A 25,096-nucleotide genomic window follows, 5' to 3' on the forward strand; every position below is an offset into this window, starting at 1 on the left:
ACAAGGTGCCACAGATGGCGAACAGCAACCGTCGGCAGTTTCTCGCCTCACTCTCGACAGCTGCAGTCGCCGTCGCTGCTGGATGTCAGAGTCCGGGGACTGTGCGCACTGAGCACCCGATTTCCGAACCGATCACGTCGTGGCCAACGTTTCGGGGCAGTCGATACAACACCGGCTACACCGGTGGCCCCGCAGCAATCGGGTCAAGTCCGTCGATAACGTGGACGTACGAAGCCGATGGGCCGTTCTGGGGCAGTCCGGTCGTGGTAAACGGGACTGTCTACATCGGTAGTGCGGATACTTCGCTGTACGCGCTCGACGCACAGACGGGGACCGAAGAATGGGCGTTCTCGACACAACACCGGATCGAAGGGACGCCGGCCTACCACGATGGGACGGTTTACGTCGGGTCATACGATATGCACCTGTACGCCGTCGATGCGGCGGCCGGCACAGAGCAGTGGTCCCGAGCGTTTGACGGCCTGATCCGAGGCAGTCCGACCGTGTGGAACGGCTCGGTCTTCATCGGCGTCGGCTGTCACAACCTCGCCTGTGCGTGGTACGCCGACGAAACCGACGTACCGGAAAACGGCTGGATCTACTCGCTCGATGCTGCGACGGGAGAGATGAACTGGCGGTACGAGGTCGGTACCGAGGTAGTGAGCAGCCCGGCAGTCACCGACGAGTCCGTTTACATCGGTGCGTCGGACGGAACCCTGTACGCACTGACGCCCACCTCGGGCGAGGTCGAATGGACCTACGACACCCGGGACATGATCTGGTCGAGCCCGGCCATCGCGTACGGAACCGTATACATCACCGATTGGAACGGTAACGTTCACGCCGTCGATGCGGAAACGGGGGAGCGGGAGTGGCTCGCGGACACGGCCGGACAGTACATCTCGGGGTCCGTCGCCGTCGATACCGAAGCCGTCTACGTCGGCCATACGCCGTACAATACGCTTGACGACCCCACGACGAACCACGCCAAGATCTTCCGATTTGATCGAACCGATGGCACGGAGCAGTGGGCCTTCGAAACACCGGCCCTCGAAATCGGTAGCAGTCCGGTCGTGACGGAAGAGCACCTCTACGTCGGGAGCCACCGACAGACCGAAGAGGGCGACAGCGTCGGGGTGCATGCGCTCACGACCGACGGTGATGAGGAGTGGTTCTTAGAGATCGGCGGTCGGGGCGTCGGCTCCAGCCCTGCGCTCGTTGATAACTGTCTCTACTTCGGTGGGACCGACGCGACAGTGTACGCTGTTGAGTAGGGTTTAGCGTTTAGCTTCGACAATCGGCGGGGATGGAGAGATGAAATGGATGGACCGCTCCGCTTTCGGGATACCTGTGCCTGGCGTCCGGCTTACGAGTCCGGGACTTCGCCCGGCGGAAAAATCGTCGCGTCGTCGAGGTCGCGGATCTCGGCCTCCGGCCCGGGCGGGCAGTAGACGGCGATGAACCGAAGCGGCTCCCATGACGTATTCACTGTGCTGTGTTCGACACCGCTCGGAATGTACACCATTTCACCCGCGCTGACGGACCGCTCATCATCCGCAACGGTCTGTTCGCCTTCACCGCTGAGGAAGTAGAGGATCTCTTCGCTATCAGGGTGGGTATGTCGCTCGTGTCCTTTCCCGGGATCGAGGACCACGACACCGGCACTGAACCCCTCGGAGCCGGTTACGTCGGGGGCGTTCATCCACTTGAGTGTCCCCCACTCTAGTTGTATCGTCTCGACATCGTCTGGCTGGACGAACCGCTGGTCTGCTGCCATAACGTATGGTATCGCACAGCAAGATATGTTAAATATTGTGATTAGGTCAGGGCGCTCTCTATACTATGGTCCACAGGGTCGAAAGAACGAATACTGCCAGTTTTGAACCCCAATCTTGATTAGGGCTTCTATCGATATTTTCAATGGACTATGGAGTTCGCACGAACCGAGTCTCTAGAGCGGTTAGAATCGACTGTACAGGACAACGAACCTGTTATCGGAGCGGGGGCAGGCACGGGGATCTCGGCGAAGTTCGCCGAGCGTGGCGGGGTCGATCTGCTCATCATCTACAACTCGGGGCGGTACCGGATGAACGGCCGCGGATCGCTGGCTGGCCTGCTCTCGTATGGCGACGCCAACGAAATCGTGCTAGAGATGGGGCAGGAGGTCCTGCCTGTCGTCGAGGACACGCCTGTCTTGGCGGGTGTCAACGGCACCGATCCGTTCCGTGAGATGGATGTCTTCATCGAAGACCTCAGACGCCGCGGGTTCTCGGGCGTCCAGAACTTCCCCACAGTCGGCCTGATCGACGAGGACAGTTCCTTCCGGAAGAACCTCGAAGAGACCGGGATGGGCTACGACAAGGAGGTCGAGATGATTCGAGAAGCCAGTGAGCAAGGGATGCTCACCTGTCCCTACGTGTTCAACGAGTCACAGGCTCGCGAGATGGCCGAAGCCGGTGCTGACGTGGTCGTCTCGCACATGGGACTGACCACCTCGGGTGATATCGGCGCAGAGACTGCCCTGACCCTCGATGAGGCCGCCGAGCGCGTACAGGCTCACCACGACGCCGCCAAAAGCGTCAACGACGATGTGATGGTCATCTGCCACGGCGGCCCCATCGCCTGGCCCGATGACGCCCAGTACGTCCTCGACAATACCGACGGCGTGGTCGGCTTCTTCGGCGCTTCCAGCATCGAGCGCCTCGCTACCGAAGACGCGATCGAAAAGCAGGCACGCGAGTTCAAGGACATGACCGTCTCATGAAGCGACCGATACGAATGAGGTGCAGACGATGAGCGTCGTCATCGTTGGCACACTCGACACGAAGGGCGAGGAAATCGGCTTTGCGCGCGACATCATCCAGGCCCAGGGCATAGCGGTCCACCTGGTGGATGTCGGTGTGATGGGTGACCCGGAAATCGAACCAGATACCACTGCCGACGAGGTGGCACAGGCGGGTGGCTCGTCTCTCGAAGCGCTCCGTGACGACGGGGACCGCGGTGCGGCGATGGAGGTTATGGGAGACGGTGCGGCGGCTATCGTCACTAGATTTCACGAGGCAGGAACGCTCGATGGGATTCTCGGACTGGGTGGCTCGGGCAACACCTCTATCGCTACAAATGCAATGCGAGCGCTCCCCGTGGGCGTCCCGAAGCTCATGGTTTCGACAATGGCTTCGGGAGATACCGAACCCTACGTCGGAGCCACCGACATCGCGATGCTGTACTCCGTCGCTGACATCGAGGGGTTGAACCAACTCTCACGGACCGTCATCGCCAACGCAGCGCTTTCGATGGTGGGCATGGTCGCCAACGACCCCGGTGTGGAGCTGTCCGACAAGCCCACTATCGGGATAACTATGTTCGGCGTCACCACGCCGTGCGTGCAGGCGGCGCGGCAGGTGCTGGAAGACAGTGGGTACGAGACCATTGTCTTCCACGCGACCGGTACCGGCGGCCGGGCGATGGAGAATCTGATTCGTGAGGGCATCATCGACGGGGTCCTCGACGTGACCACCACGGAATGGGCCGACGAACTCGTCGGGGGCGTGTTGTCCGCTGGCCCTGACCGACTCGACGCGGCGGCCGAGACGGGGATTCCGCAGGTCGTTGCTCCCGGGGCACTCGATATGGTCAACTTCGGGCCGCGTGAATCTGTCCCGGAGCAGTTCGAGAACCGGACATTCCACGTCCACAACCCACAGGTAACGTTGATGCGAACGACACCGGAAGAAAACGCCGAACTCGGACGGATCATCGCGGAGAAACTCAACGACGCCACCGGACCGACGGCGCTCGCACTCCCACTTGGTGGCGTTTCGATGCTCGACGAACCCGGTGCGGACTTTCACGACCCGGACGCCGACGAAGCTTTGTTCGATGCGTTTCGTGCCCACCTGGATGACGGGGTCGAACTAATCGAATCCGATGCTGCAATAAACGATGAAGCGTTCGCTCGACGCATCGTGGAGAAACTCGAAACGTACATGCACGGGGAGGGGGAGAACAAATAGCTCTGATCCTGACCGGTATGAAACACCTGTTTTGGGTTAGATATAGAGAGACGGAGAATAAGCGTAAAAGAAGATAAAATAGATATAAAGACTCGTCATATAGAGTTTGCGTGGCTGTAATAGGCGGAATTGGAATCGAATTTGGGCGAACTTCGATTGTAGAATCAGATATCGAGTCGTCGTGTCGTCGTGTAGAGGCATAACCGAGAGTACAACGCTTCTTGAGTCGGATGGGTTTCGTACCGTCCAGTGGCGGCTGGTCACTTACAAAGTAGCAGTAAGACGTGCCCAATGAGATTGTGTTAGTGAGAATTGAAACTATTTACACACTGATCGTACTGCTATCGTGCGATCAAGTGTGCATTGTTTTCAATGGCTACTATTGTTCTGGCCGTCGTAAATACCAAAGGTATTATATAATATTAGGCGGGCCTAAAATACATGGCAAACGATGGCACCGGCCAGAACAAACCGACGCGACGTGACTATGTGAGGTCTACCCGGAGCAGTTCGGCGAATGGCCCGAATACGACGGCGAAGCTTATCCCGAGATTCCCGAGCCGGAGCAATTGTTCGACCACCAGCGCATTGCGGACATCATCAACGGGGACATCTGAACCATGACCGACGATACCTCTCGGACTCGAAATCAGGGACCGGACCCCGAATTATCCCACTCCTCCAGCGCTACAGCGACCGGAACGGGGCAGTCTCGCATGCAAGCCCGTACATGGGTGATAGCGGCGCAGTACAACGATCCAGAGGACTACGGGATTCCGACGCTGCCAAAATGGACCGTCCTTCAGAGCGAGTCTAGCGGCATCGCATTTGCGGAGAATCCTGAGAGTGATCCGTTTATTCGATCTGAGCAGCCCATGAAAGTCCGACGATAACCACAGTGATAGCTGGGACGACTGTACTGGTCATTTGTAAATACGCATGTCAATGTCGTCCAAACACAAATCTCTACGCGCAGCTGAAGCGAGACGCTCTCGACCGTGTCTCACAGATTACGATGGTCGAGTACGTTCCGGACGATATCGAAGCCACAGAGTTGCGCGCAACTTTCGATCCCAACCGTCTCGATCCGCTGTCGGGCCCTGATTCACCAGAACTAACACTATTATCAGCCCCAGTGAAATACCGCTGAACCAAGCGTTAGCGGCAGAACGCCCGCCGAGGGGGACTCAACTAGACAGTGCCAATTCAGATAACGCTGAATCCTTCGTCTTCCATCAATTCGGCCACCTTTTCTGGGTACTCATATGCAGCAAGGAGCGCGAACTCCCGAGCGTCTGTCTTTGAAACTTCACTAACGTCCAGTTCATCTGCCAGCCTAGACCGGAAGCGTCCTTCTTGTTCCGCCACACTATCTCGAACATGAATCTCCAAGCGGGTGTCTCGCTCGTCGCCGACGTTGTTCCGCCTGACGAAGTATGGGTACTCAGCCGCCTCGTTCGATCCTTGGTTCGTCTCCCTGTCAGGGTCACCTGCTGTCCCTGGGTTCTGGGAGCTGGTCGTACCTGAGGATTGTACCTGCTCTGGAGGTGATTCAGTCGTTCGTGACTCACTTTCCTCCACGACCTCCTCAGATTCTTGCGTGTCTTTTTCATCGCCCTCCGCACCGAAATCCAGATTTCCGGAGCCGGATTTGAAGTTGTTCATGGGGTAGCCTCCGTTTGCTCCTTATCCATTAGCTCGATGCGCCTGTTGTCGTGATCTTGGACTTCGAGTTCCAGCACCGAGTCCACATCAGCGTCAAACGTTTCCGTTGCGACGAAATGTGCCAGCTCGAACAACTTTTCAAGCGTCTCTATTTCCCTATCACGGAGACGCCGCTGGCCTGGTTCACTGACCATCTCACCATCACGCTTGAACGTTTTCCAGCGCTCCTCGACGACCTTGAACGCGGATCCCCGTGCTTCCCACATCGCGTCCATGAGGCTCTCTCGATTGCCGATGGTAACAGGCGTCGAAAATGCGTCCGTATCATCGAACTGTTGCTGGTACTGCTGGTGGGCGTTGGTCTGGCCGACACCGGATGGAACGACACAGGAGAGGCCGATCTCGATGTCCAACTGTGTCTCCATGTTCCCGACAAGCTCTTCTAGACCATCGAGGCTGAGATTCCCCTTTCCAGCTGGCTTGACTGGTGCAATTAGCGTCCGCAGTGCGTAAATCGCATTATAGAGTAGATCCTCGGCGCGTGCGTTTGGATCGACGAGAATCGCATCGTACCGTTGGTTGAGTTCGTGTTCGTTCCAGAGCAGATCATACAGGAGTTCGAACCGGGGGTACTCGTCTCGGTTCATGTTTTTCATCCCCGTCTCGTAGGAGATTTTCTGCTCTAGGTTGGAGGTGAAATCCCCGAGCATATCGTGACTTGGGATGATATCGACACCCTCGTTTGTTGTCTCGATCAGGTCATCGAACTCACCGTCAGGCATATCGAGAATATGCTTGACAAGATTGTCTGCGTCGGGGTCGCTCCGAGATGTTCCAACGTCGAACAGACTCGTTAGATTCCCTTCCTGTGGGTCAAGATCGATCACCAGCGTGCGGGCTCCCATTCGTTCCAACGCGACCGCAAGGTTGGCCGTCATCGTTGTCTTAAATGTCCCGCCCGATTCTGAGTAGACTACGGCCGTTATCATACAGTCCATATATTGATGGCATCATGCATAAATCTGTGTCAGACATTACAGACAGATATCTGTCACAGAATTCTGCTATCTATCTCACTTATCACAGCTTTGATCCACCGTTGACCTCCGATCTGGGCTCTTATTATAGACCTCAGTTACAGAAGTCTAGTACAGAAGTTTAATACAGTTACCAGTAGCAGGCCCCTGTCCTGCTATTCTGCTTATTTGCTATCGGTACCTAGTGGTGATCTGTTAACTAAATATGTTATAGATAACTATTACAGATGTACGTTACAGATATACATTATAGACATCCGTCACGGGCGATTGTTACGGATCTGTTACTACTAGGACCTGCGCATGGCATGTCACTCCAAATACGCACCCATTTTGTTACAGATATCCGATACAGGCACCTGATACAGTTATCTGTAACAGATCGTTAGCAATTATGTCTGTTATAGCTATTTCCAGGAAGACAAGTCTGCGGCGGTGGGCATTTGGTAGGTACGGGTACCGGGAGACAACTGAAAGTAGCTACAGGTCGATCAAGAGGTTATTGTTGTATCATGTCAAATGGCCTTACGTTTCGGTTCTTCTATCTTGAGACAGCGAGAGAATCCTGCTCTTCCCGTGAGTGACGAGCGTTCCGACGTTCTGTCGGAACCGAGGAGCGCACAGGGCGGGAGTGAATCGCGTAAGCTCTGTGATCCAGTCACTGTCGACTGGGCCGGGGTGCTCGCAAATCGGGCAGAAGATCGGTATATAAATAATAACCTCAGCTGTGAGGCAGCAATGAGTCCCGGCTTGAACGCTAATGTTTCCCTGTATGTTACTGAGACAACTCGCGTTCGGGGCCGGGCTGCTATCGGCTACAGGGATCTACGTGCTGGTGCTTGGAACACTACTGACCCATCAAGAATGGTGGCCGCCCGGCGACAAGACGCCGGCGTACTACTGTCACTGGAGCCTCGTGGCCATTTTCAATATTGCCCTCATCGCCACCGCTGTCCTTGATTGGGGTGGGTGGGGGCTGGCCAGTCCCATGACGCTTGCGGGGGGTGTGACTCTCACTGCCCTCGGTACGGCAGCATTCATGTGGGGAGCACAGACAATGCGTTCGGACGAGACGATGGGTGTAACCGGAGAGCTCTACACCGATGGTCCATACACCTATACCCGTAATCCGCAGTACCTTGGCATGATCGTCGGCGTTACTGGATTCGCTCTCGTTACTGATTCAGCGCTCGTGGCCACACTTGCGGTGGCCCACGTGGGATGGGTACTACTGTTACCCCGTGCCGAGGAACCACATCTTCGCGCAGAGTTCGGCGATACATACGACCGATACGCTGCGCGTGTTCCACGTTTCATCGGCCTGCGAACTGTCCGGCAGGCCTTTCGTTCAATTGGTTCCTGACTTTCGGTAAACAATCTACCCATCCGAAGATTTTCATCAGTAGTGGATTTAGTTCTACGAGCACCTACTTCTGACACAGATGACTCCGTAGTTAAGTGGGAACTTGATGTAACGGATTCGCCCCTCTTACAGACCCTCGCGTATGTGGGCCCCAGCATCTTTGATGGCATTGCTATCCTCGCCGCGGGGTTGTTGCTCTACCTGGTCGGTTCGGCGTTGCTGGATGGTGACTTCGCCCGGGCAATCGCAGTTTTTTCTTCGCAATTCTGGCGCTGTTTGCTCGGCGATATTTTCTGGCCGTACTCGCTACAGATCTCAGCGACCCATTGTGGAATCGATACTCGTTGCGCGGGTTCGGTATTGGGAGTGTATTAGGCGCACTCGTTCTCCTTGGAAGCGCACAGCTACATCCCGTGGCACCGTTCGCGGTGTTCATCGTTAGCTGGGTGCCGATCATCCTTACTGCGGGATTTCCGACAGTGGTTGTTGATCAATCGGCAGAAACACTCAGTGTTGATAAAACAGAGGTTCCAGCCGACGCAGTCAAGACATTTCGGACCATTTCTCTGGGTACTTCGCCGTCTGTTGGCTCTCATATACGCGCGGTGTCCCGACTGCACCCCGTATCATAACCATCCCGTCCAGTTCTCTCGATATTGTTTCGAATTTGCTTGAGAAGAGTTCCGACACTTCGACCCGAGAACGATCTACGACGGACCGAACTGAACGGCTCATCACCACACTGTTCGGACTTGGTATGGTAGCTTTGGGTCCAGTTCTCTGGTTAATTCTTCCGCCGGGCGATGGGCAGTTTGTTGCGTTGTACGCAGGAGCGATGTTTGGACTTTTCGGAGTAATACTACTCTGGTACGTATACGCCGGCTGAGAGGCGAAAGAGACTCTGCAATTATTCGGACAATCGTCTCCCGGTCACTGCATCGGCTGAAGCCACACATTACAGTCCCGCTAAATCCGATGTAGCCTAATTTCCCTACACGACAGTTTCATATAGCAATATATAGTTTAAAGCAATAGTTGCCGAACCACTGTAGAGCGATGAGTCTGTCACACGTCTGCTATACCAACAAAGTTATCAGAATTTAGTACGATTGTCTGAGTATGCCAAAATCAGCCGATTCAGACTCAGAAACCAAAGAGCACGACCGCTACCGCGGCCTTGAGGCCACCAAACCCTGGCACTCGGCTGATGATGTCCCGTGGAGCATGCTAAATGAACACCAGCTCGCCGATGCCTACGACGCGGTCGTGGCGCCGGCACTCCGAAGCGAGGGCCGTGACCCACAAACCGACCGGCCATCGTACCAGTGGCTTGCCGACAACGGATTTCGTGGACTCACGTATACACTTCGAACCTATCACGACACCACACTCAAACGTTGGTGGGAGGCCCACGTTGGCGAGGCATCCACGGACGGCTACGACTGGGGGATCGTCCACGAGGACACAGTCGCATCGTTAGAAAAGTACCTCTCGGAGAAGCAATCCGCGGCGAGTGACTGGACAGATAGTACGCGGCGGACTGTCCGCTACCGCCTCGCGAGGTACGCACGCTCCTATAGAGAACGGCACGGTACTGACGACCTGCTCACGCCGGTTCAGGACGGTGGCGATATCAGCGAGACCGACGCCGTCGACCGCTGCCGAGAGACGTTCGCCTACATGGGTGAACACTTCGCCGAAAGTACCATTGCCCGTGTCCACGATGCCATCCGAAACTGGTACCAGTGGCTCGTTGAACGGCGTGTCGCCACCGTCAACCCGACCAATGGTGCTGAGGACTGGTTTGACTGGACACGGTCGTCCGATACGGACCCTGTCGCACTCGACGCCAAGCACGTCACAGCGATGTTCGACGCGGCTACGACCGCTCGCGACAGGATGCTGGTTGTCGCCTTGTGCGCGTGGGGACTTCGCGCCGGCGAGGTAGCGGCGCTGCACGCAGACCAATTGCAACTCGACGCTGACGAGCCACATATCGAGTTTGCGGACCGAAAGAACGGGCCGGGAACAGTCGCTATCGTCTATGGGGAGAATATCGCCCGCCAGTACCGCTCTCGCGTCGGCGACGGCTACCTGTTTCCGTCTGAGCGTGCAGAAAGTGGCCATGTTTCCGGGACAACTGTCGCACGATGGTTCCATGACCTTGCTGACCGAGCCGAGGTTCCCGAGGAGATCGACGGCGTGCAGCGCAAACCGCACATGGGCCGACGGTTCTGGTACGATGCCTATTCACAGACAACTGAGCGCGTCCTCGCGCACGTACAGGATATCGCGGCCGAACAGGGGAGTGCGAGTGCGCAAGTCGTCTTCGACCAGTACCTGACTGACGAACGAAAACGGGAGTTACGACGCGAATTCATGCGGGAATACTTATCCGAGGCATTCGATCCGAGTGCATAATCTATCTACGTGGGAGCAAACTCCGCTGGGTCGACGTACTGGGACTCCCACTCACGGCGGGCTTCGATTTCGCGCCGGCCACGACGTGTGAGCGTGTAGACGTTCGTTCGTCGATCTTTCTCACCTTTCTCGGCAAGTCCCTTCTCAACAAGCGTGTCGAGGTTCGGGTATAATCGACCGTGATGGATATCTTTCTCGTAGTACTCTTCGAGTTCCTCCTTGATGGCGAGGCCGTGTGGCTTATCAAAGCCAGCGATCACGTACAGGAGATCTCGTTGGAAGCCAGTCAGATCATGCATTATTCCACTACCTGATACGTACTGCTACCGAATATGTCTATTGCCCTGTAAGTGGCAGTAGCCCGTCCTCCAGAGTCAGAGCGGTGTTTCACCACTCGAATTGAGCATCTCAGATTTATTAGCGTGTTTCTAGTTTCAGATTCTGACAACAAAACTCATACCGTGCAGAGAAGTATTTTACCTGTAGGTGTGTTAGTGTTGGTAATGGGGCGGCTGGATGATTCTTGAACCGCGGCTCACCGACTTAATAAACATTGCCCATGCTGTCGACGAAGTATTTGACGAAAATGGCAGCATCCATGATTGTGTGCTTTTCAGCCACGATCAGACCATCACTTGGATGAACAGCGTATTCCAGACACAGTGGACGGCGAAGACGATCCAGGGATCGGGAAGTCACGACGATAACAGCCTTGATCGGGTAGGTAATTCATTTTGTGTTGACGAGGAGAAATTTATTATGCATTTTCGCTATATGTTAACATATGGCGTCCAGTACCCCAGGAGACAGTGAAACCGAGAGTCAAGAGAAGCAGAGAACTGATCAGGGTGTCGAAAAGCCGAGAGTGCCAGATAACGAGAAGTGGCAGGCGAATGCATGGTATGAAATCCCTGCCGGCCAAGCAATCACTGTTTTCGGCATTTTTCTTACGCTCTTCGCTGTCACTGCCTCAATTAAGAGCTTGGGTTTAATTACGGAAGATGTCGGTATTCCGTTTGACGTGTATCTGTACGGATTTTTTGGGGCGATGGCCCGGTCACTCCTTGTTTTCGTAACGGATGTAAACCCGGACACAGATAGTGAGGCAGTCATTAAACGGTCGTGGATCCAAGTCGTACGGTTAGGCCTCCGTCTGTTTGGCGCGCTCTGTTTAGCTGCCGGAATCTATCTCGCTAACAACGCGTTGGATAATGCATTGGTATTTACTATCGCACCACCGGAAGCGATCTTTTCTGGGCTCGCATTCCTGGCAGGATTCTACGTAGAGCGTGCCTACCGCATCCTTGGTACGGTCGCCAAACGATTACTTAGCTTGACCGACCAAGACAACGGCGAAGCCGTAACACAGACAAGTGATCAAACGTCTCTCACGCTCAATCTGCTTCCGGTTTCACAGCGACCTGATGAACCTCGCTGGTACAGTGACACACGGAGCCTCGGGTTGTTCATACTGGGACTGGCACTACTCAGTGTCGGCATTATCGCATCTCTTGGTGGGAATATTCTCCCACTGGTGCCGTCAGTCACAGAACCAGTTCCGTCATACGTTTACCTGTATGCATTGTTGGGGTCGCTCGGATATCTTTTCACGACGCTATTCCAAGAGTTCGACAGAAATCTACTCTCGTTAGTCCAGAAAGGAATCCGGATCCCGGCAGCTCTGTTGCTGGCGGCGGGATTCTACATGTTCTCATTCTTATTTATGACCGGTGAAAATGCTGCTACTGGGCTTATCTCTGGCCTGGCGTTTCTGGTGGGACTCTATGTAAACGTGGCACTGGTCACCTTAGACACGATCGCTTCGCGGGTGTTCTCTAGTTTTAGCAACAACTGATCTACTGCGAATAAAGTCTCGTGAATCATCTTGTCGATATGGTGGTTTCACCTGATACGATGCAACCACAAGTACAGAACTATACTCGGAGTTATGACCCGAATCAGTGCGGTGTCCAGGCTTTTCAAGACGCTATCAGTACGATAACAGAACTGAAATTCTAGCATGTAGCGGTGTTTCCATCACTAAGGTTATAAAATAGAATAACATAACGTGGCCACAAACCATCATATGGCCGAAAAAGAATTCCATGAGCTCGTGAACAAAATAGAAAATGTGGATGATGTGTCAGGCCTTCACCTGCATATATTACAGGTGAACGACACATTGGGAGCGTTTTCTTTCGAAGATATGGCGAAACATGAAGAAGACCGTCTCAAAGATTGGCTTGATGCGTTCCATGATACAGTGGCAACTGTCGCGGACGAAGCGGGGGCAACATCGTACGACTTGACGGTTTCCGGCGGACCATCACCGATATCGTTTTCTATAACGTTTTCAGAGTAAACTGACTTCGAGAATGGTCAAGTCATGAATCCCTCCATATTCATCAAATAGCCGTCGAAACCGAATGGCTGGTGCTTGTGAGTACCAAGACCCCTCGTCATTGGCGAGTAGTTCACAGATGAAAGCGAAAGGAAAAATTGGTAAGTTATAACATAACATTCCATAACAATCGTACGCATATTATATCTGTTCTCTTTATTGTTAGTTAAAATATATAATAAACAACCATGTTATATGGGTTGCAGGATATAGGTACTGTGTAGCAACAACTCAGCGATACTTAACTAGAGTTTGGCGGCACCACTGTGAGCTAAGTCGGGCTTCTGGAATCATTGACAATCGGTCTGATGCTGTTTGCATACGAGCAGCAGTCAAAAGCAATCTGACTGTCGGTTTTGAAAACACAGTCCCAGTGGCCCTGAGGCCTCCGAACAAGAGACTGAAACAGACGAAGAACCGGTGGTGAACAGTCTCAAGGTACTAACATCAAATTCATGAAGGTTGATTGACCCCAGTTCACAGTGGAGATGTCTGTCCATACCGGCGACCCAAACCCCTCAGAACCGACCCTCTACAGGAGCATTCGGTACTAAGATGTCGATGAACGGATCTGGCCGGACTCTCTTCAGTGAAGCGATAAGCGAATAGCGAGTGAGTAAATAGGGGCTGGACCGTCGAAACGGTGCCACTCCACCATAACCTACTCGTCGGATTACCGCAGGCAAACCGAGAGTAGTTGGCCAGTCCGAGTCTCGCTCTCTTCGAGCCGTCTCCGTTGCTCGTCCGATAGCCGCTCCCTCATTTGGTCACGCACCATGCTTGGGGGTGCTCCGCCCTCGACTTCGAGATTCAAGTACGTTATCGGGCGTTGATCTTGTCCTGATTCAACCGCTAAGGTGACAGGGTCGTTGTTGCCCGGAACACCGTCCGCTGAATCGACATCGGTGTCCTGGTCATCGAAGGCTGTGACTGCGAAGCTTTCACCACGTCGTAGCGTCACCGATGCGAAGTCGCTCGGTGGGAGTTCAACCCGGAGGCCGCTATCGAGGAATTCGAGAGCTTTGTCGAATCTCGAATCCACTGGTACGACTGTAGGGACGTACGTCCACAGCATCGATAGTTCGACAAGCATCGGGTCGACGGCGACATCCTTGAGTGTCAGTACCGAGGTGACAGGGGTGTAGTCGCCAAGGTGGCCGAATCTGATGCAGTGGCCCGAGAGACACTTGGCCGACTCTGTGAGTCGCAATAGCTCGATTGCGACGCGATTGCCGTCTTCGTTGGAGACATCGTCGTCCTGTACTGATTCAACAAGCGATGCAAGCGTGGAGATCGCTCGCCTGAACTCGTCGGTCCCACCAACGAAATCCGGGAGGCTACTGGCGAGTTCCTCAAACCTGTTGAGTAACTGCTCGATGACGAACTGCAGGAATTCCGTGGGTTCTTCATAGATTTCGGCAAAGTCGCCATCATCGTCGAGAGCCTGCCTGGCCACCGTCGTGAGTGCATCGGCGACGATGGCCGGCGGTTGCTGCTGGCCGCTGGCCGACACGTATTCGAACTGGTCGCGCAGTTCCTCGAAGACGCAGGCGACTTTCCGGAGGGCGTCCAGGCGTGGTTTGTGCTCCTCAAAGTATTCCGCAACTGGGTCCAAGACCTCATCTGCACCCCCGCCGGAGACGGTCACCACTGTGCCGTTGACGTCAACTGACGTTCCGCCGGACCCGGTAAGGGTCACATCGCGGCCGTCGATCCCGAGCGCGGCCCCGTTCTCGACGCCCTCGACAAACAGCGAGAGTTCGTGTGGGTTCTCGAAGTCTGTCGCATGGTCGACCAGCCCCGTATAAAGCATGTCGTTCGTGTAGACGTACGGTCGGGGGTCGGTATCCTCGTCCCAATAGTCGACGACCGACCACTCCCCTTCGGCGTCGGACTCGAAGTGGCCCAAGAAGACCATGCCTGGCTTGGGCGTTTCACAGTCGCGAACTTCACGGAACTGGACGTCGTCGTCGGTTAGTTCGTGGTAGTATCGAGCCGGTAGATGCGCGGCATCGTTTTCGTTCGCGATTCGACCTGAGTCGGTGGTCACGTCGGAGCTGACTTCTTCCTCAGTCGGGAACCGGAGGTGCTCGAGCCGAAGCGGTTTCTGCTCGCCTGTGGTCTCTCCTTCCTCGGTTTCTCCGATCGGGGAGCCCTCTTCGACGACAACGTCGTACGTTTCGACCGTTCGATTGTAGTCACACTCTTCTTTGCATGCGTCTTCGGAGCCGTGGGCTGGCACCGATTCCGTGAGACAGGTATCGTGGCGGAGGTAGATCGACACCTCCGTGTTGACACCGCCGATGGACTCCTTGAGTGGCTCGCTGTGATCGTCGGGGACGACGATGAGCCGTCCCGCCCGGTCAATGGCGACGCCCGACTCAACGACAACCTGAGGCCGCTCTTCACCCTCAGGGGATTCGACTCGTGCATCCAGGCCACAGACGATGCCCCAGCCAGTCACCTGGCTGGTTACCGTTTCGAGGCGCTCGGCGTGGTACTCCTGTTCGGCCAGCATGTCGCGGGCCGTCATCAGCTTCCCGTTGAAGAAGCGGTTACGCTCGAAGCGGTTCAGCGAGTGGTTCTCGTCCCCGTGCGTTCCGTAGTTAGTTCCGTTCTGTGAGTCGCTCATTGTTGATCTGCCTGTGGTGTTGGTGTTCGCGTGGTCGTCTGCCGTCACGTCCCGTGAGTTCGTCGTGACAATCCCTCGGAGAGGGACTGATCCGTGGTCCCTAGCTCAGTCTGGAATCCTCCCCCAGTCTGGATTTGAGTTCGAGCTGGCCGTCGGGCTCTCGAGTTCCCAGCCGCGATTCCTGGCCCACGACGCTCTCTCCGAGTTTGAATTCTCGGGAGGAGAGGCGGCTGTTAACGCCGAGGTACGTGTGGTGTCCTGGTGTACCGGCCCCCTCCTTGCCTGTTCCGTTCAACACGGTGGTGTCGCGGAGATGGACCGTACGTCCGGTAGCGTGGGCCGGTTGCTGAGCCTCGACGATGCGACCGATAGTCTCGGCGGCTGCGTCGGTCACGTCCGGGTGGAGCAAGACGAGGAAGCCGTGACTGCAACTGATCAGCCGGTCGTAGAGCCGCCTGACCTCCCGGCAGTCGATACACGACAGGTCACCGTGTTCGATCAGGTAGACAGCCTTGGACTCCGTCTCCTGGTCCCGCTCGTCGTCTCGTTGCGGCGAGAATGAGGCACCGGTTCCATCAGTGACCAGCTCCGGTCCTCGTGGTATGACGCCCACATCAGAGTGCCGGAGGTACAGGCGGATGGTCGCCAGCAGTCCCTCAGCGGTACCGCGTTTGCGGTACAGCGCCGGAGCGGCTTCGATCAACGCTTGGAGTGCGTCGGCCGACCACGTCTCGTCGGCTTCCACGGCGAGCCACTCGCCAAGCCACTGCAGGTGTTCGGTTGGAATGCCCCCCGGGTCGATGTACTTCGAGGAACTGGCAATCTGCTCCTCAATGTCGACGAACGTACTCTCGAAGATGGAGAGATAGCGTTCGAGGAAGGTGGCACTGGTCGCCTCCTCGCGGTACACCGCCGGGAGGTGGCGGAGATACGACTGCCGTGGGAAGTACGCGCGCACACTGTCCACGTGTGGCGACGCGCCTTGATCTCCGACTAACGTGAGTTTGAGCCACAGATAGCGTCCCTCAGCCTCAGGAATCAGCGCGTCCTCGGGATTGGGTTGCTCTATGTCTCGCCACTCAATTCGACCATCCGCCTGTACCTCAACGCTCTCACCGCGGAGCGCAGCGCGAGCACTGTGTAGGAGGTCAGCAGCGGCCCGGAGACTGACCCGATGGCTATCGGTGCGCAGTAGGAGGGCCAGCCGTCCGGGCGACACCGCAACGAGGTCCCGTAGTTCAGTGAATCCAGCCGACTGGAGGCGAGTGCTGTCGGTTGACCCAATACCCTCGATAGCTCCCGGAGGGTCAGAGGGGGCAACGTCGCTACCTTCCGGTTGCCAGTCGTCGTCAGTCGCGGCGTACTGCAGTCTGACCTGGGTCTTCGTCCGCGCTCGGGTGTCACCGCGGGTTAGCCCCAGCGTGACGCGGTGCCACTGCATGCCGCGCTCACCGGAGTCGAACCGACCGACGAGGTCGGCACGGTAGTCGCCGTCCGCGGTCGAACGCCGCATCCGACCGTCAGCGGCCAGCATATGGACATCCCGACCCTCGCCATCGATGAGGTAGAGCGGGGGATCGGTGCCATCACGGCCCGGGTTTCCGGTCTGCAGCTCTACGACGCTGCCATCGATACCTGGCATCGGCTCGAACCCGCCCTCGTCGGGGCGGTACCGGAAGAGGCCGGTCTCGTCAGGATTCGCGGAACCGATTCCGACGAGCAGTTCAGCAACGCCGACCGCCTCAACGCTGATACGGGGTCTCTGCGGGCCGCGCGACGTGACTGGGAACGAGTCCGTGGGGACCCGAAGGTCGGGTACCGCGTCGCCCCCACTCGCTGCCAGCGTCGCGGGTTCGAAGAGATCTATTACGGTATCGGTCTCCGGTCCCAGGACCACGACGTTACCTGCGTCGTCGGTCGCAAGGTCGGTCGGGCTGTACTCGTGTTCGACCACCGTTTGAACCTCTCCACGAGGGGAGAGTCGCTGGAGCCGCCCATCGACGCTGCCAGACGATGGTGCTTCGTCGAGTGCGTCAAGAATGTACACAGTCCCCTCGCTCACCGTGAGGCCGATTGGGTCGCTAAAGCCCGACTCGATCCAGCGGGTCTGGAGCAGGTGGACCGAGAGCGCTTGCACTCGTCCCGTCGCCCGGTCGGCAACGTAGAGCGTGTCCTCGGCGACGGCGATAGCCGATGGCGCACCACCGTCATTGGGATCCCAGACGCAATCAAGCCGCGAGAGTCGCTCCAGGTCGGAATCGTAGCGATAGACACTCCCGTCGGTCGAGAGGATGTACGCGGTCCCACAGCCGTCGACTGTGACATCGACTGCGTCGAACTCACCGTCGCCGATGGGGCGTGGTGCCTCGTAGCTCGGGTACGGGTCGGTGGCGATTTGGACGCCGTCCTCGACGATGTCCGTGTTCGTGCGGTACCAGTCGGCCCACTCGGTCGCTGAGTGGGTCCCAGCAAAGGGGAAGGACACGTCAGAACTCCCTCCCGCAGTCCTCTGGTTCCTCAAGTATCCGGACGGTGACGGCTTCCAGCGCTGGGAGTGCGGTGTCACGATCCGAATCAGTCCCATCCTCAGTGGCCACGTCCACGTCGACGACGGTGTCGACACCCTCGGTCTCTTCGAGTAGTTCGTATATCTCGGAGACGTACACCGGTCGGCCGAACGGCCACCCGTCGCCTTCAAACCCCCTGAGCGGGTCGAGGAACTCCCGAACAGCGGTCTCGCAGGCGCGTCGGCGTGCCTCCGGGAGAGTCCCCTCGACGATCCGGATGTCCGCCTCGACTTTGACGTCGACATAGGTTGGTGTCACTGCGGTCACGTCGTCAGTCAGCAGCGCGTGCCGCTTGAGATGGCAGTCTACAGCCTCAAGAAAGCCCGCGCTCGGGTACGGTCGTACGTCGGGCGGACTAAACGGGACTACGACAACCCGGATAGGATCTGCTGGCTCGCGGTCCGTGCCGCCGGTCAGGACTTTCGCGCGACCGAAGCGCAAGCCAGGGGTGTGCGTGGCGACGTAACTGTAGTCTGCTTGCGTGACGGTTCGGAACGGTGTGTCCTGTGACTCGGTCGCCCGTGCGAGCGCGGCGTCGACTGATTCGGCGTCGCTGCCACCCGAAGCGCTACCGAGCGGCTCGATAGCTACGTCGTTTGCCAGCAGCCCGCACTCGAACCGCCACTCGGTCGAAGCGGGTACGTTCCCGTCGTCACCGCCGCCGAACTCGCAGTCCGTAGCGATGACATCCTGATCGGGTTCGGGAATCGCACCCTGTACGCCATTGCCGAATCGGACGACGCCGTTGGCCCGGTTCAGGACGTAATGGCGGTCGTCCGGCCCGGAGCCAGCGAAGTCCGGCACCTCGTCCCATGGCTGGCCGCCCACGGTAATCGTCGCCGTCTGGACGGGCGCTCGGTCGAAGTGGAACCGTTGTCTCGGACGGGCGGTTGTCGTCGGGCCGCCGTGGCGTTTCAGTGTGACGGTGTCTGGCTGGTCGAGGGTCTCGCAGTCTACGCTCGTCGCCATGGACGCGTGTTCGACCTCGAACACGTTGGTCCGGACCGCAGAGAGTTGTGGGGGTATTTCGTAATGGACCTGCGGTACCTCGGACGATCCATCTGGGGCGTCACAGGCTGGTGACGGCCCCGGCGGTTCACACTGTGCGAGTCGCCCCCGAACCCAGTAGTGTGGATCGTTGCCCCCGAAGAACGTGGCTGGTGTACTCGGCCAGTCCGGGGGCTCCGGCAGCGAAACGCAACCGCTCTCGTAGAGCGCTGTCGTCCCATCGCGGACCGCTGTCTCAGAGACAGTGTCCGCGAATGCCTGCCACCGAGTATCATCGAACCAACTGCCGTCCCGTTGATCTTCGTCAGTCGGCGTGACGTAGTACTCCCAGACCACGCGGTGGGAGGGCTCGAACCGGCCGATCTCATCCCCGTGGGTTGCGGGATCGGGGAGGTCCGCGTCGTCGTACTCAATATCGAGGTTGAGCCGTGAGACGGCCGCGAACGGGTCTGACTGGAAGCCCAGGTAGAGCGCGTCGTCGGCCGCCGGGTCGTCGCCGAACGCACGGAACGACATCTCCGCCGACTCGTTTGCGACAGTGTCGTCTGAGCGGCCGGCGCGGTGGACGGAGATGACCGCATCGACGGTTGCGCTTGTCAACTCGGTCCGCCCGCGTGCCCGGAAGCGCTCGACCGACGATGGACTGACGTCGGCGCGGAGTGGTTCTCGGTCACGGACCACGGCGCCGTTGAGGTCGTCTGGCACGCTCACAGCCACCCGGGCCGTCGCCCGCGTGGGCGGGTGTGGCTGGACGTCGACGAGCCTGAGGTACTGTTCGATATGTTCGTCAGTCACCCGGTCGAGGCGGTAGTCGTCGGTCTCTGCGATCCAGGCAAACAGTTCGAGGAACGTGATCCCTGGATCGTGGGCGTTGTGGTCGGTCCAGGAGTCGGAGTGGACCGGGATCCGTGAGCGGGCGTCTTCAAGGAACTCCTCGAATTCCCTGTCGTCGAGATCCGGCACGTCGACCCCCATCTATTGCTCCGCCTCCCGGCTTCCAGGGTTGGTTGCTCCAAGCCTGACAGTCACGTCGTGGCCGTCACTGTGGACGAGTGCGTCCGCGGAGACGGTCGGTGATTCCTCGCCCTCGCGGACCGTCGCCGTCCCCTCGTTGGACGCAAACGTCATTGAGAGGTCGGCGACGTAGTCGACGCCATCGACACCTTCGAGGACCGCGTAGAGGTCCGACATCGCCGGCAGGTCCCCGAAGGCCCATCCCTCACCTTCCTCCCCGCCAGTGAGCGGATGGAGGAATGCAGCGACCGCACTCGCGGCCGTCTCTTCGAGGGTGGCGACGCTGCCAGCCCTCTCGGCGACCAGGGTGGTATCGACCGAGGCACCGACGTAGCTTGGGCCCCGAACCACAAGGCGGTCGGCCGCGACGAGCGTCGCGGGTGCCCGCTGTTCGACCTCCGATTCGACATGTGCCTTCAGCCCGGTGGATGGAGTCGGTTTCGGCCGCTGGGCGTCGGGGACGATCAGGAGCGTGACCCAGCCGGGTTCGTGGTCTCCCGCCAGATTCATCTCCGGGATGCACCGCGCCCGCGCGAGTTCCCGAGCGTTGTCGGTCGCGATCCGTTCGTAATCGACGGCCGCGACCGCACGGTCACGGTCGCGGAGTCGTTCAGGCGCACGCGAAACAACTGACTCCGAGGACTCCGCGGCTGCCCCGCCGGTCCCCGGTGCCGGGTTAGTAACCCCGTCGACGAACTGGATCGAGTCCACCAATTCGGCGACGGCACCGGCTGCCACATTGCCGGCCGGGCCACCCCCAGTCCGGTACTGTATCTCGACGTTGTCGGTACCTCGCGGCGGGATTTGCCCGCGAGTTCCGTCGCCGAAGGTCACCGTTCCTGCTGTCCGGTCGATGGTGTAGTGACGCTCGTCCGGACCTGAATCCAGGAAGTCTGGTACAGCGGTCCAGGCCACCCAGAACGCCTCGAGCGACCCGTCAGCCGCCGTCTCGGCTTCGACAGCCGGTGAGTCTGCCGCACGAAGCGATGCCCGCTCACCCTCCGACAGGGCACGCAGTTCGTCGACCCAAACAGTTTCGTCGAGCACGGGCCGCTCGACTGTCGCGAATGACTGGGCCGGCTCGCCGTCGCTTGATCCGAGCGTCGTTCGTTCCAGGAGGCGGACGTTCGACGCCCACGCTGTGTTCGGTGAGATATCCGTCAGGACCGGTGGTTCCTGTGACGGCTCTCCCGATGGTGGCTCAGTTGGGAGTGTCCGTCCACAGGGCTCAACCGACTCACAGCCCCCGTCGGTGAAGAGGTCCGTATCCAGTGTGGCCTCCTCCTGATAGTCGCCCTGTTGTAGCGTGACGCGTCCTAGCTGGTAGTCGAACTGATAATTTTCCGGTTGTAGCGTGACGCGCCCCGGCTGGTAGTGGTCCGGTTGCGCCGTGACGTACCCTTCGTGGTATAGTTTCTCGTAAGAGTCCGGTTGCAGTGCCGCGTACTCCGGCGCCAGGTACTCGAGATGGTAGAACTGCAGCTTTGGCCGACTCGTCTCGAACTGGTCGTCCTGCACCCGTGCTCGTACCCAGTGGCGTTCGGTCCCGAACCGTTTGTGGAGCACGCTCTCCCCTGGCAGAACGAGGCGCACGATGCCGCGCTCGGTCAGGTTCGCGGTACCATCGCGGACATCTATCTCGACCCACTCGTCGCCCCCGGGGTTCGCGCAGTACTCCCAGCGGATCCGTGGGAAGAAGTCAGGCGGGAACGACTGGTCGGAGATGTCCACGAACAGGGTGAGCGGCCCGTCGTGGAGTGGGCCGTCGAACCCGAAATAGAGTGCCTGGCCAGGGTCCGGCAGCGGCCGGAACGGACGCACTTCTCCAGTGCCCGTCTCAGCGAGATTTTCGCTGACGGACAGGTGGTTTTCGGTCCGGACCTGCGTGGCTGGCGAGGACGGCAATGCCGACGACTCGTCTCCTCCCTCATCGTCATTCTCCTCTGTCTCACCATTTTCTTCCTGATCCGCCTCCAGTTTTCCGTATTCGATCTTCAGGTAGTCGAACTGCGGCGGAAAGACAACATGGTGTGTCTGGAAGGTCCCGTTCGTTTCCTCCGAGACCCACGTCCCGTAGCTCCCGCCGACCAGGCGACAGCGGATCCAGTGGTTCTCGTGGCCGGCGACGGTCGTCTTCGCCAGGTCGTCCGGGACGCGAAAGCCGACCTTTTGGCCAGCTCCCGTCAGGTCGTCGGTTTCATCCGTGAGTGTCGCGATCCGGGACCACCCGTCGCCGTTCCAGTACTCCCAGGAGAGTTGCGGTTCCATCTCTGTTCGGACCCAATCGCCCGCGGATTCGTGCTTGTTCACTACTGTCGATCCCGGTGGACCCCCATTGTTCTCCGGTGGCGCGTCCGGCAGTGTGAGTTCCTCAAAGGTGAGGGTGAGTTCCGTTTCTGCCTTCGAGAAGGCCTCCGAGGCGGCGACGTAGAAGGTACTCTGTCGCTGTGGTTCCGTTCCCAGGGGGTAGTAGGTCCCCTCGTCTTCTATCTCGTCGGTGTTGCCCGCATCGGATTCGTCGAAGGGGAGCGGGATGTCGTCGTACAGGAGCCGATCCGGCGACATCGTCTTGGACGTGGGAGTCTCGCCGTCACTACCATCCACGCCATCGGTATCGCCGTCGGACGCATCACTGAGGCTCCAGTTGAGGCCAGGACCGATGCCGACCTCACGGCCAATGGTGATTCCTGTGAGGTCGCCCCGGCCGTGGACGGATGGGACCAGCGCTCGGATCCAGAGACTCTCGATACCGTCGACGGCCGTCTTGGTGAGAGTCCCCTCGAACGCGAGGTCGAAGACGACTTCGTTCGCAGTCGCGTCGTCCGCGACGCTGGAAATCGCTGTCGGGTAGTGCCACTGCTCGACCGTCTCCGAGCCGACCGACGCTTCACCGTGGTACTGCCAGTAGAGCGATTCGATGAGATCCTGGTCGGCGTCGGTTTGTAACCGAACCCGGATCGTCGCGAGTTCCCCCTCCTTGTCGGGCTGTTCGACGGTCAACTGGTCGACGTCGCCGATGTAAAGGACGTGTCGCTGTTCGTTTTCGTCGACGAACAGTTGCTGGTCACCGCCGGCGGCCAGGCCTGAATTGAGGTCAGGGTTCCAATGGTTGCACACCCGGTCGACGGTTGGGTCGACGCCGTAGACCGCCTGGAGTGACGCCGGCGTGGCCTCGAAGCGCTGTTCACCAGGCACGGTAAATGTCTGCTCTGGCCGCCCGGTTGCGGCGGGTGCGGCCGCTCTGGTCCCGCCGTCGACGACCACGTTTCGCGGCGCACCGCCGTCGACGCTGAACGAAATCGGGACAGTAGCCGGATGGGGCGGTTTGCGGTCGAACCCCAGCGTGTCGAAAAAGGCACGCTGGTGTTTCTCGGGGACGCGGTCAAGGCGTTCGATCACGTCTTCGGCCATCTCCGAAAAGAGCGCGGCTAGGGTCGTCCCTGGTCCCGGCGTCGTGGGATCCCACTCGGTGGTGTAATACGGTGCGATGGCTTCGAGGTGCGAGCGGATGGCGTCCCGACGGCGGCCGTCGACCTGTGGCGGGTCGGCCATCACCCTACCTCCAGATAGAACGGGTAGACGAGATTGAACTCGTTGTTCGTCTCTCTGACGCGGTACTCGATCTCGATGAGCAGTTTGCCGTTGTCGATTTCCGCGGTCGAAACGTCCACTGAGAGCACCTCGATGCGCGGCTCCCACTCGCGAAGCGCGTCCTGGACGCTCGTCTCGACGAGCGTGAGCGTCGATCTATCGACCGTCGCGAAGACGAAGTCATGGATCCCACAGCCGAAGTCCGGGCGCATGACGCGCTCGCCTTTGGCCGTCTCGAGGATGAGCCGGATCGACTCCTCGATGTCTGCCCGGCCGTAGGACTGCCGGATCGTACCGCGGTCGTCTGTCTCAACCGGGAAGGCCCAGCCGCGACCGAGGAAGTCCTCGGCGGCCTCGCGACTGGACGCGCCCTTCGCTCCGCCGGGACCGTCGCTGTAGGTCGCCTGCCTGCCATTTCCCGCCCCGGCCGCGTCGTCATCGGGATTCATCCGATGATCACGGACGGACAGCCAGCGGCGATTGTGTTCGGTGGGCCACTCTCGACGATTGTGTCTCCCTGCCGAGCGGCCGGGAATCCGTTAATGAGGACGGTACTACTGCCCGCGACGACGGTACCCGAGACGTGCGGGACCACTCCCGTCACGAGTGGACAGGGGTGAACGTCCGCTACGGCACGCCAGGCTGGTTTGCCGCCGATCAGGACGTCTGGACTCCCTGGTCCCGACAGCGGCGTTCCGTGTGCGGTCTGGTCGAGTGCGCGTGCTGCTGGTGGCATGTGTATCAGTTTATTTTGACGAGCGATCCGTTGATCTCCAGGATGCCGTCGGATTTGAGTTTCAGACTGCCTTTGCCGGTTACTTCGACCGTTGGGGCTTCAATGGTGAGCTTCGACCCGCCGGTGATATCGAGCGAGCCGCTCGTGGCGTCGAACTCGATACTGTTCTGCTCCTTGCTATCGGAAATGGTGATCTTCTCGCTTCCAGAGGAGTCGTCGAGGACGATACTGTGGCCTCCGTTGGTGGTTATTTCGACCTTTTCGGACTGGTCCGTGTCGTCGAAGACGACTTCGTGCCCGCTCCGGGACGTAATCTTTCGAATGTCGTTGTTCGTGTCACCCGTCTCCGGTGGGGCGTCCTGCCCGTTCCAGAGCGCGCCGACGATGTACGGATAGCGGATATTCCCGTCGGCGAAGGCGACGAGCACCTCGTCGTCGACTTCCGGGATGAAGTACGTCCCGCGCTCCGGGCCGGCCATCGCGGTCGCGACCCTGGCCCAGTCGCTCTCGTCGTCACTTTCCCGCCAGGGATAGGTCACTTTGACTCGCCCCATGTCCTCGGGGTCCTGGTTGTCCGTGACGATACCTACGGCGACGCCGCGCATCGACGCCCCCGTTCCCGCCGCTGAGTGGTCCGATTGGCTCATG

General features: G+C 58.6%; 18 protein-coding genes and 2 pseudogenes. 9 read left to right on the forward strand and 11 right to left on the reverse strand.

Annotation, left to right across the window (positions count from 1 at the left end):
- Window positions 1-14: 14 nt before the first annotated feature.
- The gene (locus Harman_RS16505; RefSeq protein WP_137684882.1) at window positions 15-1,274 is read left to right on the forward strand and encodes a beta-alanine-activating enzyme beta-propeller domain-containing protein; all 1,260 of its coding nucleotides are present in this window, start codon (window positions 15-17) and stop codon (window positions 1,272-1,274) included.
- Window positions 1,275-1,366: 92 nt separating this feature from the next.
- Here Harman_RS16505 and Harman_RS16510 read toward each other — a convergent pair whose 3' ends face one another.
- Entirely contained in the window at window positions 1,367-1,777 is a 411-nt protein-coding gene (locus Harman_RS16510; protein WP_137684883.1) for a cupin domain-containing protein, read from the reverse strand.
- A gap of 150 nt (window positions 1,778-1,927) precedes the next feature.
- On the opposite strand from Harman_RS16510, the gene Harman_RS16515 reads away from it, so the two are divergent.
- From Harman_RS16515 to Harman_RS22160, 4 genes and pseudogenes are all read left to right on the forward strand, one after another.
- Window positions 1,928-2,764, forward strand: coding sequence for a phosphoenolpyruvate hydrolase family protein (locus Harman_RS16515; RefSeq protein WP_137684884.1), 837 nt, complete (start codon window positions 1,928-1,930; stop codon window positions 2,762-2,764).
- Between the two features lie 28 nt (window positions 2,765-2,792).
- Window positions 2,793-4,013 (forward strand): Tm-1-like ATP-binding domain-containing protein, encoded by a 1,221-nt coding sequence (locus tag Harman_RS16520; protein WP_137684885.1) that lies wholly within the window; start codon window positions 2,793-2,795, stop codon window positions 4,011-4,013.
- Between the two features lie 491 nt (window positions 4,014-4,504).
- Window positions 4,505-4,630 (forward strand): annotated as a pseudogene (locus Harman_RS21810) (ABC transporter substrate-binding protein); the annotation flags it as partial.
- A 308-nt stretch (window positions 4,631-4,938) separates the two neighbouring features.
- A pseudogene (locus Harman_RS22160) lies at window positions 4,939-5,136 on the forward strand (hypothetical protein); the annotation flags it as partial.
- Between the two features lie 83 nt (window positions 5,137-5,219).
- On the opposite strand, the gene Harman_RS16535 reads toward Harman_RS22160, so the two are convergent.
- Both Harman_RS16535 and Harman_RS16540 read right to left on the reverse strand, forming a co-directional pair.
- Window positions 5,220-5,678 carry an acyl-CoA dehydrogenase gene (locus Harman_RS16535; RefSeq protein WP_137684886.1) on the reverse strand — a complete coding sequence of 153 codons (459 nt, stop codon included), beginning with the start codon at window positions 5,676-5,678 and terminating at the stop codon, window positions 5,220-5,222.
- On the reverse strand, window positions 5,675-6,667 hold the full coding sequence (locus tag Harman_RS16540) for an AAA family ATPase (RefSeq protein WP_137684887.1): 993 nt from the start codon (window positions 6,665-6,667) through the stop codon (window positions 5,675-5,677). Before Harman_RS16540 ends, Harman_RS16535 begins: the two co-directional genes overlap by 4 nt.
- 820 nt (window positions 6,668-7,487) lie before the next feature.
- On the opposite strand from Harman_RS16540, the gene Harman_RS16545 reads away from it, so the two are divergent.
- Window positions 7,488-8,078 (forward strand): methyltransferase family protein, encoded by a 591-nt coding sequence (locus Harman_RS16545; protein ID WP_200830949.1) that lies wholly within the window; start codon window positions 7,488-7,490, stop codon window positions 8,076-8,078.
- Between the two features lie 1,119 nt (window positions 8,079-9,197).
- Window positions 9,198-10,499 carry a tyrosine-type recombinase/integrase gene (locus Harman_RS16550; RefSeq protein ID WP_137684889.1) on the forward strand — a complete coding sequence of 434 codons (1,302 nt, stop codon included), beginning with the start codon at window positions 9,198-9,200 and terminating at the stop codon, window positions 10,497-10,499.
- Window positions 10,500-10,504: 5 nt separating this feature from the next.
- Here Harman_RS16550 and Harman_RS16555 read toward each other — a convergent pair whose 3' ends face one another.
- Window positions 10,505-10,798, reverse strand: a complete 294-nt coding sequence (locus Harman_RS16555; protein ID WP_137684890.1) for a PadR family transcriptional regulator — start codon at window positions 10,796-10,798, stop codon at window positions 10,505-10,507.
- A gap of 485 nt (window positions 10,799-11,283) precedes the next feature.
- Here Harman_RS16555 and Harman_RS16560 point away from each other — a divergent pair, with 485 nt between their 5' ends.
- Together Harman_RS16560 and Harman_RS16565 are read left to right on the forward strand one after the other, a co-directional pair.
- Complete coding sequence (locus tag Harman_RS16560; protein WP_137684891.1) at window positions 11,284-12,354, forward strand: hypothetical protein; 1,071 nt, start codon at window positions 11,284-11,286, stop codon at window positions 12,352-12,354.
- Window positions 12,355-12,585: 231 nt separating this feature from the next.
- The gene (locus Harman_RS16565) at window positions 12,586-12,861 is read left to right on the forward strand and encodes a hypothetical protein (protein WP_137684892.1); all 276 of its coding nucleotides are present in this window, start codon (window positions 12,586-12,588) and stop codon (window positions 12,859-12,861) included.
- Window positions 12,862-13,573: 712 nt separating this feature from the next.
- Here Harman_RS16565 and Harman_RS21270 read toward each other — a convergent pair.
- The 7 genes from Harman_RS21270 to Harman_RS16600 form a co-directional block, all read right to left on the reverse strand.
- Window positions 13,574-15,532 carry a hypothetical protein gene (locus Harman_RS21270; RefSeq protein WP_160140702.1) on the reverse strand — a complete coding sequence of 653 codons (1,959 nt, stop codon included), beginning with the start codon at window positions 15,530-15,532 and terminating at the stop codon, window positions 13,574-13,576.
- A gap of 100 nt (window positions 15,533-15,632) precedes the next feature.
- The gene (locus Harman_RS16575) at window positions 15,633-18,017 is read right to left on the reverse strand and encodes a phage tail protein (protein WP_160140703.1); all 2,385 of its coding nucleotides are present in this window, start codon (window positions 18,015-18,017) and stop codon (window positions 15,633-15,635) included.
- A gap of 1 nt (window position 18,018) precedes the next feature.
- Complete coding sequence (locus Harman_RS16580; RefSeq protein ID WP_137684894.1) at window positions 18,019-20,082, reverse strand: putative baseplate assembly protein; 2,064 nt, start codon at window positions 20,080-20,082, stop codon at window positions 18,019-18,021.
- Window positions 20,083-23,673, reverse strand: coding sequence for a putative baseplate assembly protein (locus tag Harman_RS16585; protein WP_137684895.1), 3,591 nt, complete (start codon window positions 23,671-23,673; stop codon window positions 20,083-20,085).
- On the reverse strand, window positions 23,673-24,161 hold the full coding sequence (locus Harman_RS16590; protein WP_137684896.1) for a GPW/gp25 family protein: 489 nt from the start codon (window positions 24,159-24,161) through the stop codon (window positions 23,673-23,675). Before Harman_RS16590 ends, Harman_RS16585 begins: the two co-directional genes overlap by 1 nt.
- The gene (locus Harman_RS16595) at window positions 24,158-24,448 is read right to left on the reverse strand and encodes a PAAR domain-containing protein (RefSeq protein WP_137684897.1); all 291 of its coding nucleotides are present in this window, start codon (window positions 24,446-24,448) and stop codon (window positions 24,158-24,160) included. The genes Harman_RS16590 and Harman_RS16595 overlap by 4 nt, the downstream gene beginning before the upstream one ends.
- A 5-nt stretch (window positions 24,449-24,453) precedes the next feature.
- Complete coding sequence (locus Harman_RS16600; RefSeq protein WP_137684898.1) at window positions 24,454-25,095, reverse strand: phage baseplate assembly protein V; 642 nt, start codon at window positions 25,093-25,095, stop codon at window positions 24,454-24,456.
- Window position 25,096 lies beyond the last annotated feature (1 nt).

Source organism: Haloarcula mannanilytica, from assembly GCF_005406125.1.
Classification (GTDB): domain Archaea; phylum Halobacteriota; class Halobacteria; order Halobacteriales; family Haloarculaceae; genus Haloarcula; species Haloarcula mannanilytica.

What these genes read in the sequence shown, in the direction of transcription:
- Harman_RS16590 (WP_137684896.1), bottom strand. Translation starts at nt 24,161, where the DNA reads ATGAATCCCGATGACGACGCGGCCGGGGCGGGAAATGGCAGGCAGGCG.
- Harman_RS16555 (WP_137684890.1), bottom strand. Translation starts at nt 10,798, where the DNA reads ATGCATGATCTGACTGGCTTCCAACGAGATCTCCTGTACGTGATCGCT.
- Harman_RS16505 (WP_137684882.1), top strand. Translation starts at nt 15, where the DNA reads ATGGCGAACAGCAACCGTCGGCAGTTTCTCGCCTCACTCTCGACAGCT.
- Harman_RS16545 (WP_200830949.1), top strand. Translation starts at nt 7,488, where the DNA reads ATGTTACTGAGACAACTCGCGTTCGGGGCCGGGCTGCTATCGGCTACA.
- Harman_RS16585 (WP_137684895.1), bottom strand. Translation starts at nt 23,673, where the DNA reads ATGGCCGACCCGCCACAGGTCGACGGCCGCCGTCGGGACGCCATCCGC.
- Harman_RS16595 (WP_137684897.1), bottom strand. Translation starts at nt 24,448, where the DNA reads ATGCCACCAGCAGCACGCGCACTCGACCAGACCGCACACGGAACGCCG.
- Harman_RS16515 (WP_137684884.1), top strand. Translation starts at nt 1,928, where the DNA reads ATGGAGTTCGCACGAACCGAGTCTCTAGAGCGGTTAGAATCGACTGTA.
- Harman_RS16550 (WP_137684889.1), top strand. Translation starts at nt 9,198, where the DNA reads ATGCCAAAATCAGCCGATTCAGACTCAGAAACCAAAGAGCACGACCGC.
- Harman_RS16560 (WP_137684891.1), top strand. Translation starts at nt 11,284, where the DNA reads ATGGCGTCCAGTACCCCAGGAGACAGTGAAACCGAGAGTCAAGAGAAG.
- Harman_RS21270 (WP_160140702.1), bottom strand. Translation starts at nt 15,532, where the DNA reads ATGAGCGACTCACAGAACGGAACTAACTACGGAACGCACGGGGACGAG.
- Harman_RS16580 (WP_137684894.1), bottom strand. Translation starts at nt 20,082, where the DNA reads ATGGGGGTCGACGTGCCGGATCTCGACGACAGGGAATTCGAGGAGTTC.
- Harman_RS16600 (WP_137684898.1), bottom strand. Translation starts at nt 25,095, where the DNA reads ATGAGCCAATCGGACCACTCAGCGGCGGGAACGGGGGCGTCGATGCGC.
- Harman_RS16520 (WP_137684885.1), top strand. Translation starts at nt 2,793, where the DNA reads ATGAGCGTCGTCATCGTTGGCACACTCGACACGAAGGGCGAGGAAATC.
- Harman_RS16540 (WP_137684887.1), bottom strand. Translation starts at nt 6,667, where the DNA reads ATGATAACGGCCGTAGTCTACTCAGAATCGGGCGGGACATTTAAGACA.
- Harman_RS16535 (WP_137684886.1), bottom strand. Translation starts at nt 5,678, where the DNA reads ATGAACAACTTCAAATCCGGCTCCGGAAATCTGGATTTCGGTGCGGAG.
- Harman_RS16565 (WP_137684892.1), top strand. Translation starts at nt 12,586, where the DNA reads ATGGCCGAAAAAGAATTCCATGAGCTCGTGAACAAAATAGAAAATGTG.
- Harman_RS16510 (WP_137684883.1), bottom strand. Translation starts at nt 1,777, where the DNA reads ATGGCAGCAGACCAGCGGTTCGTCCAGCCAGACGATGTCGAGACGATA.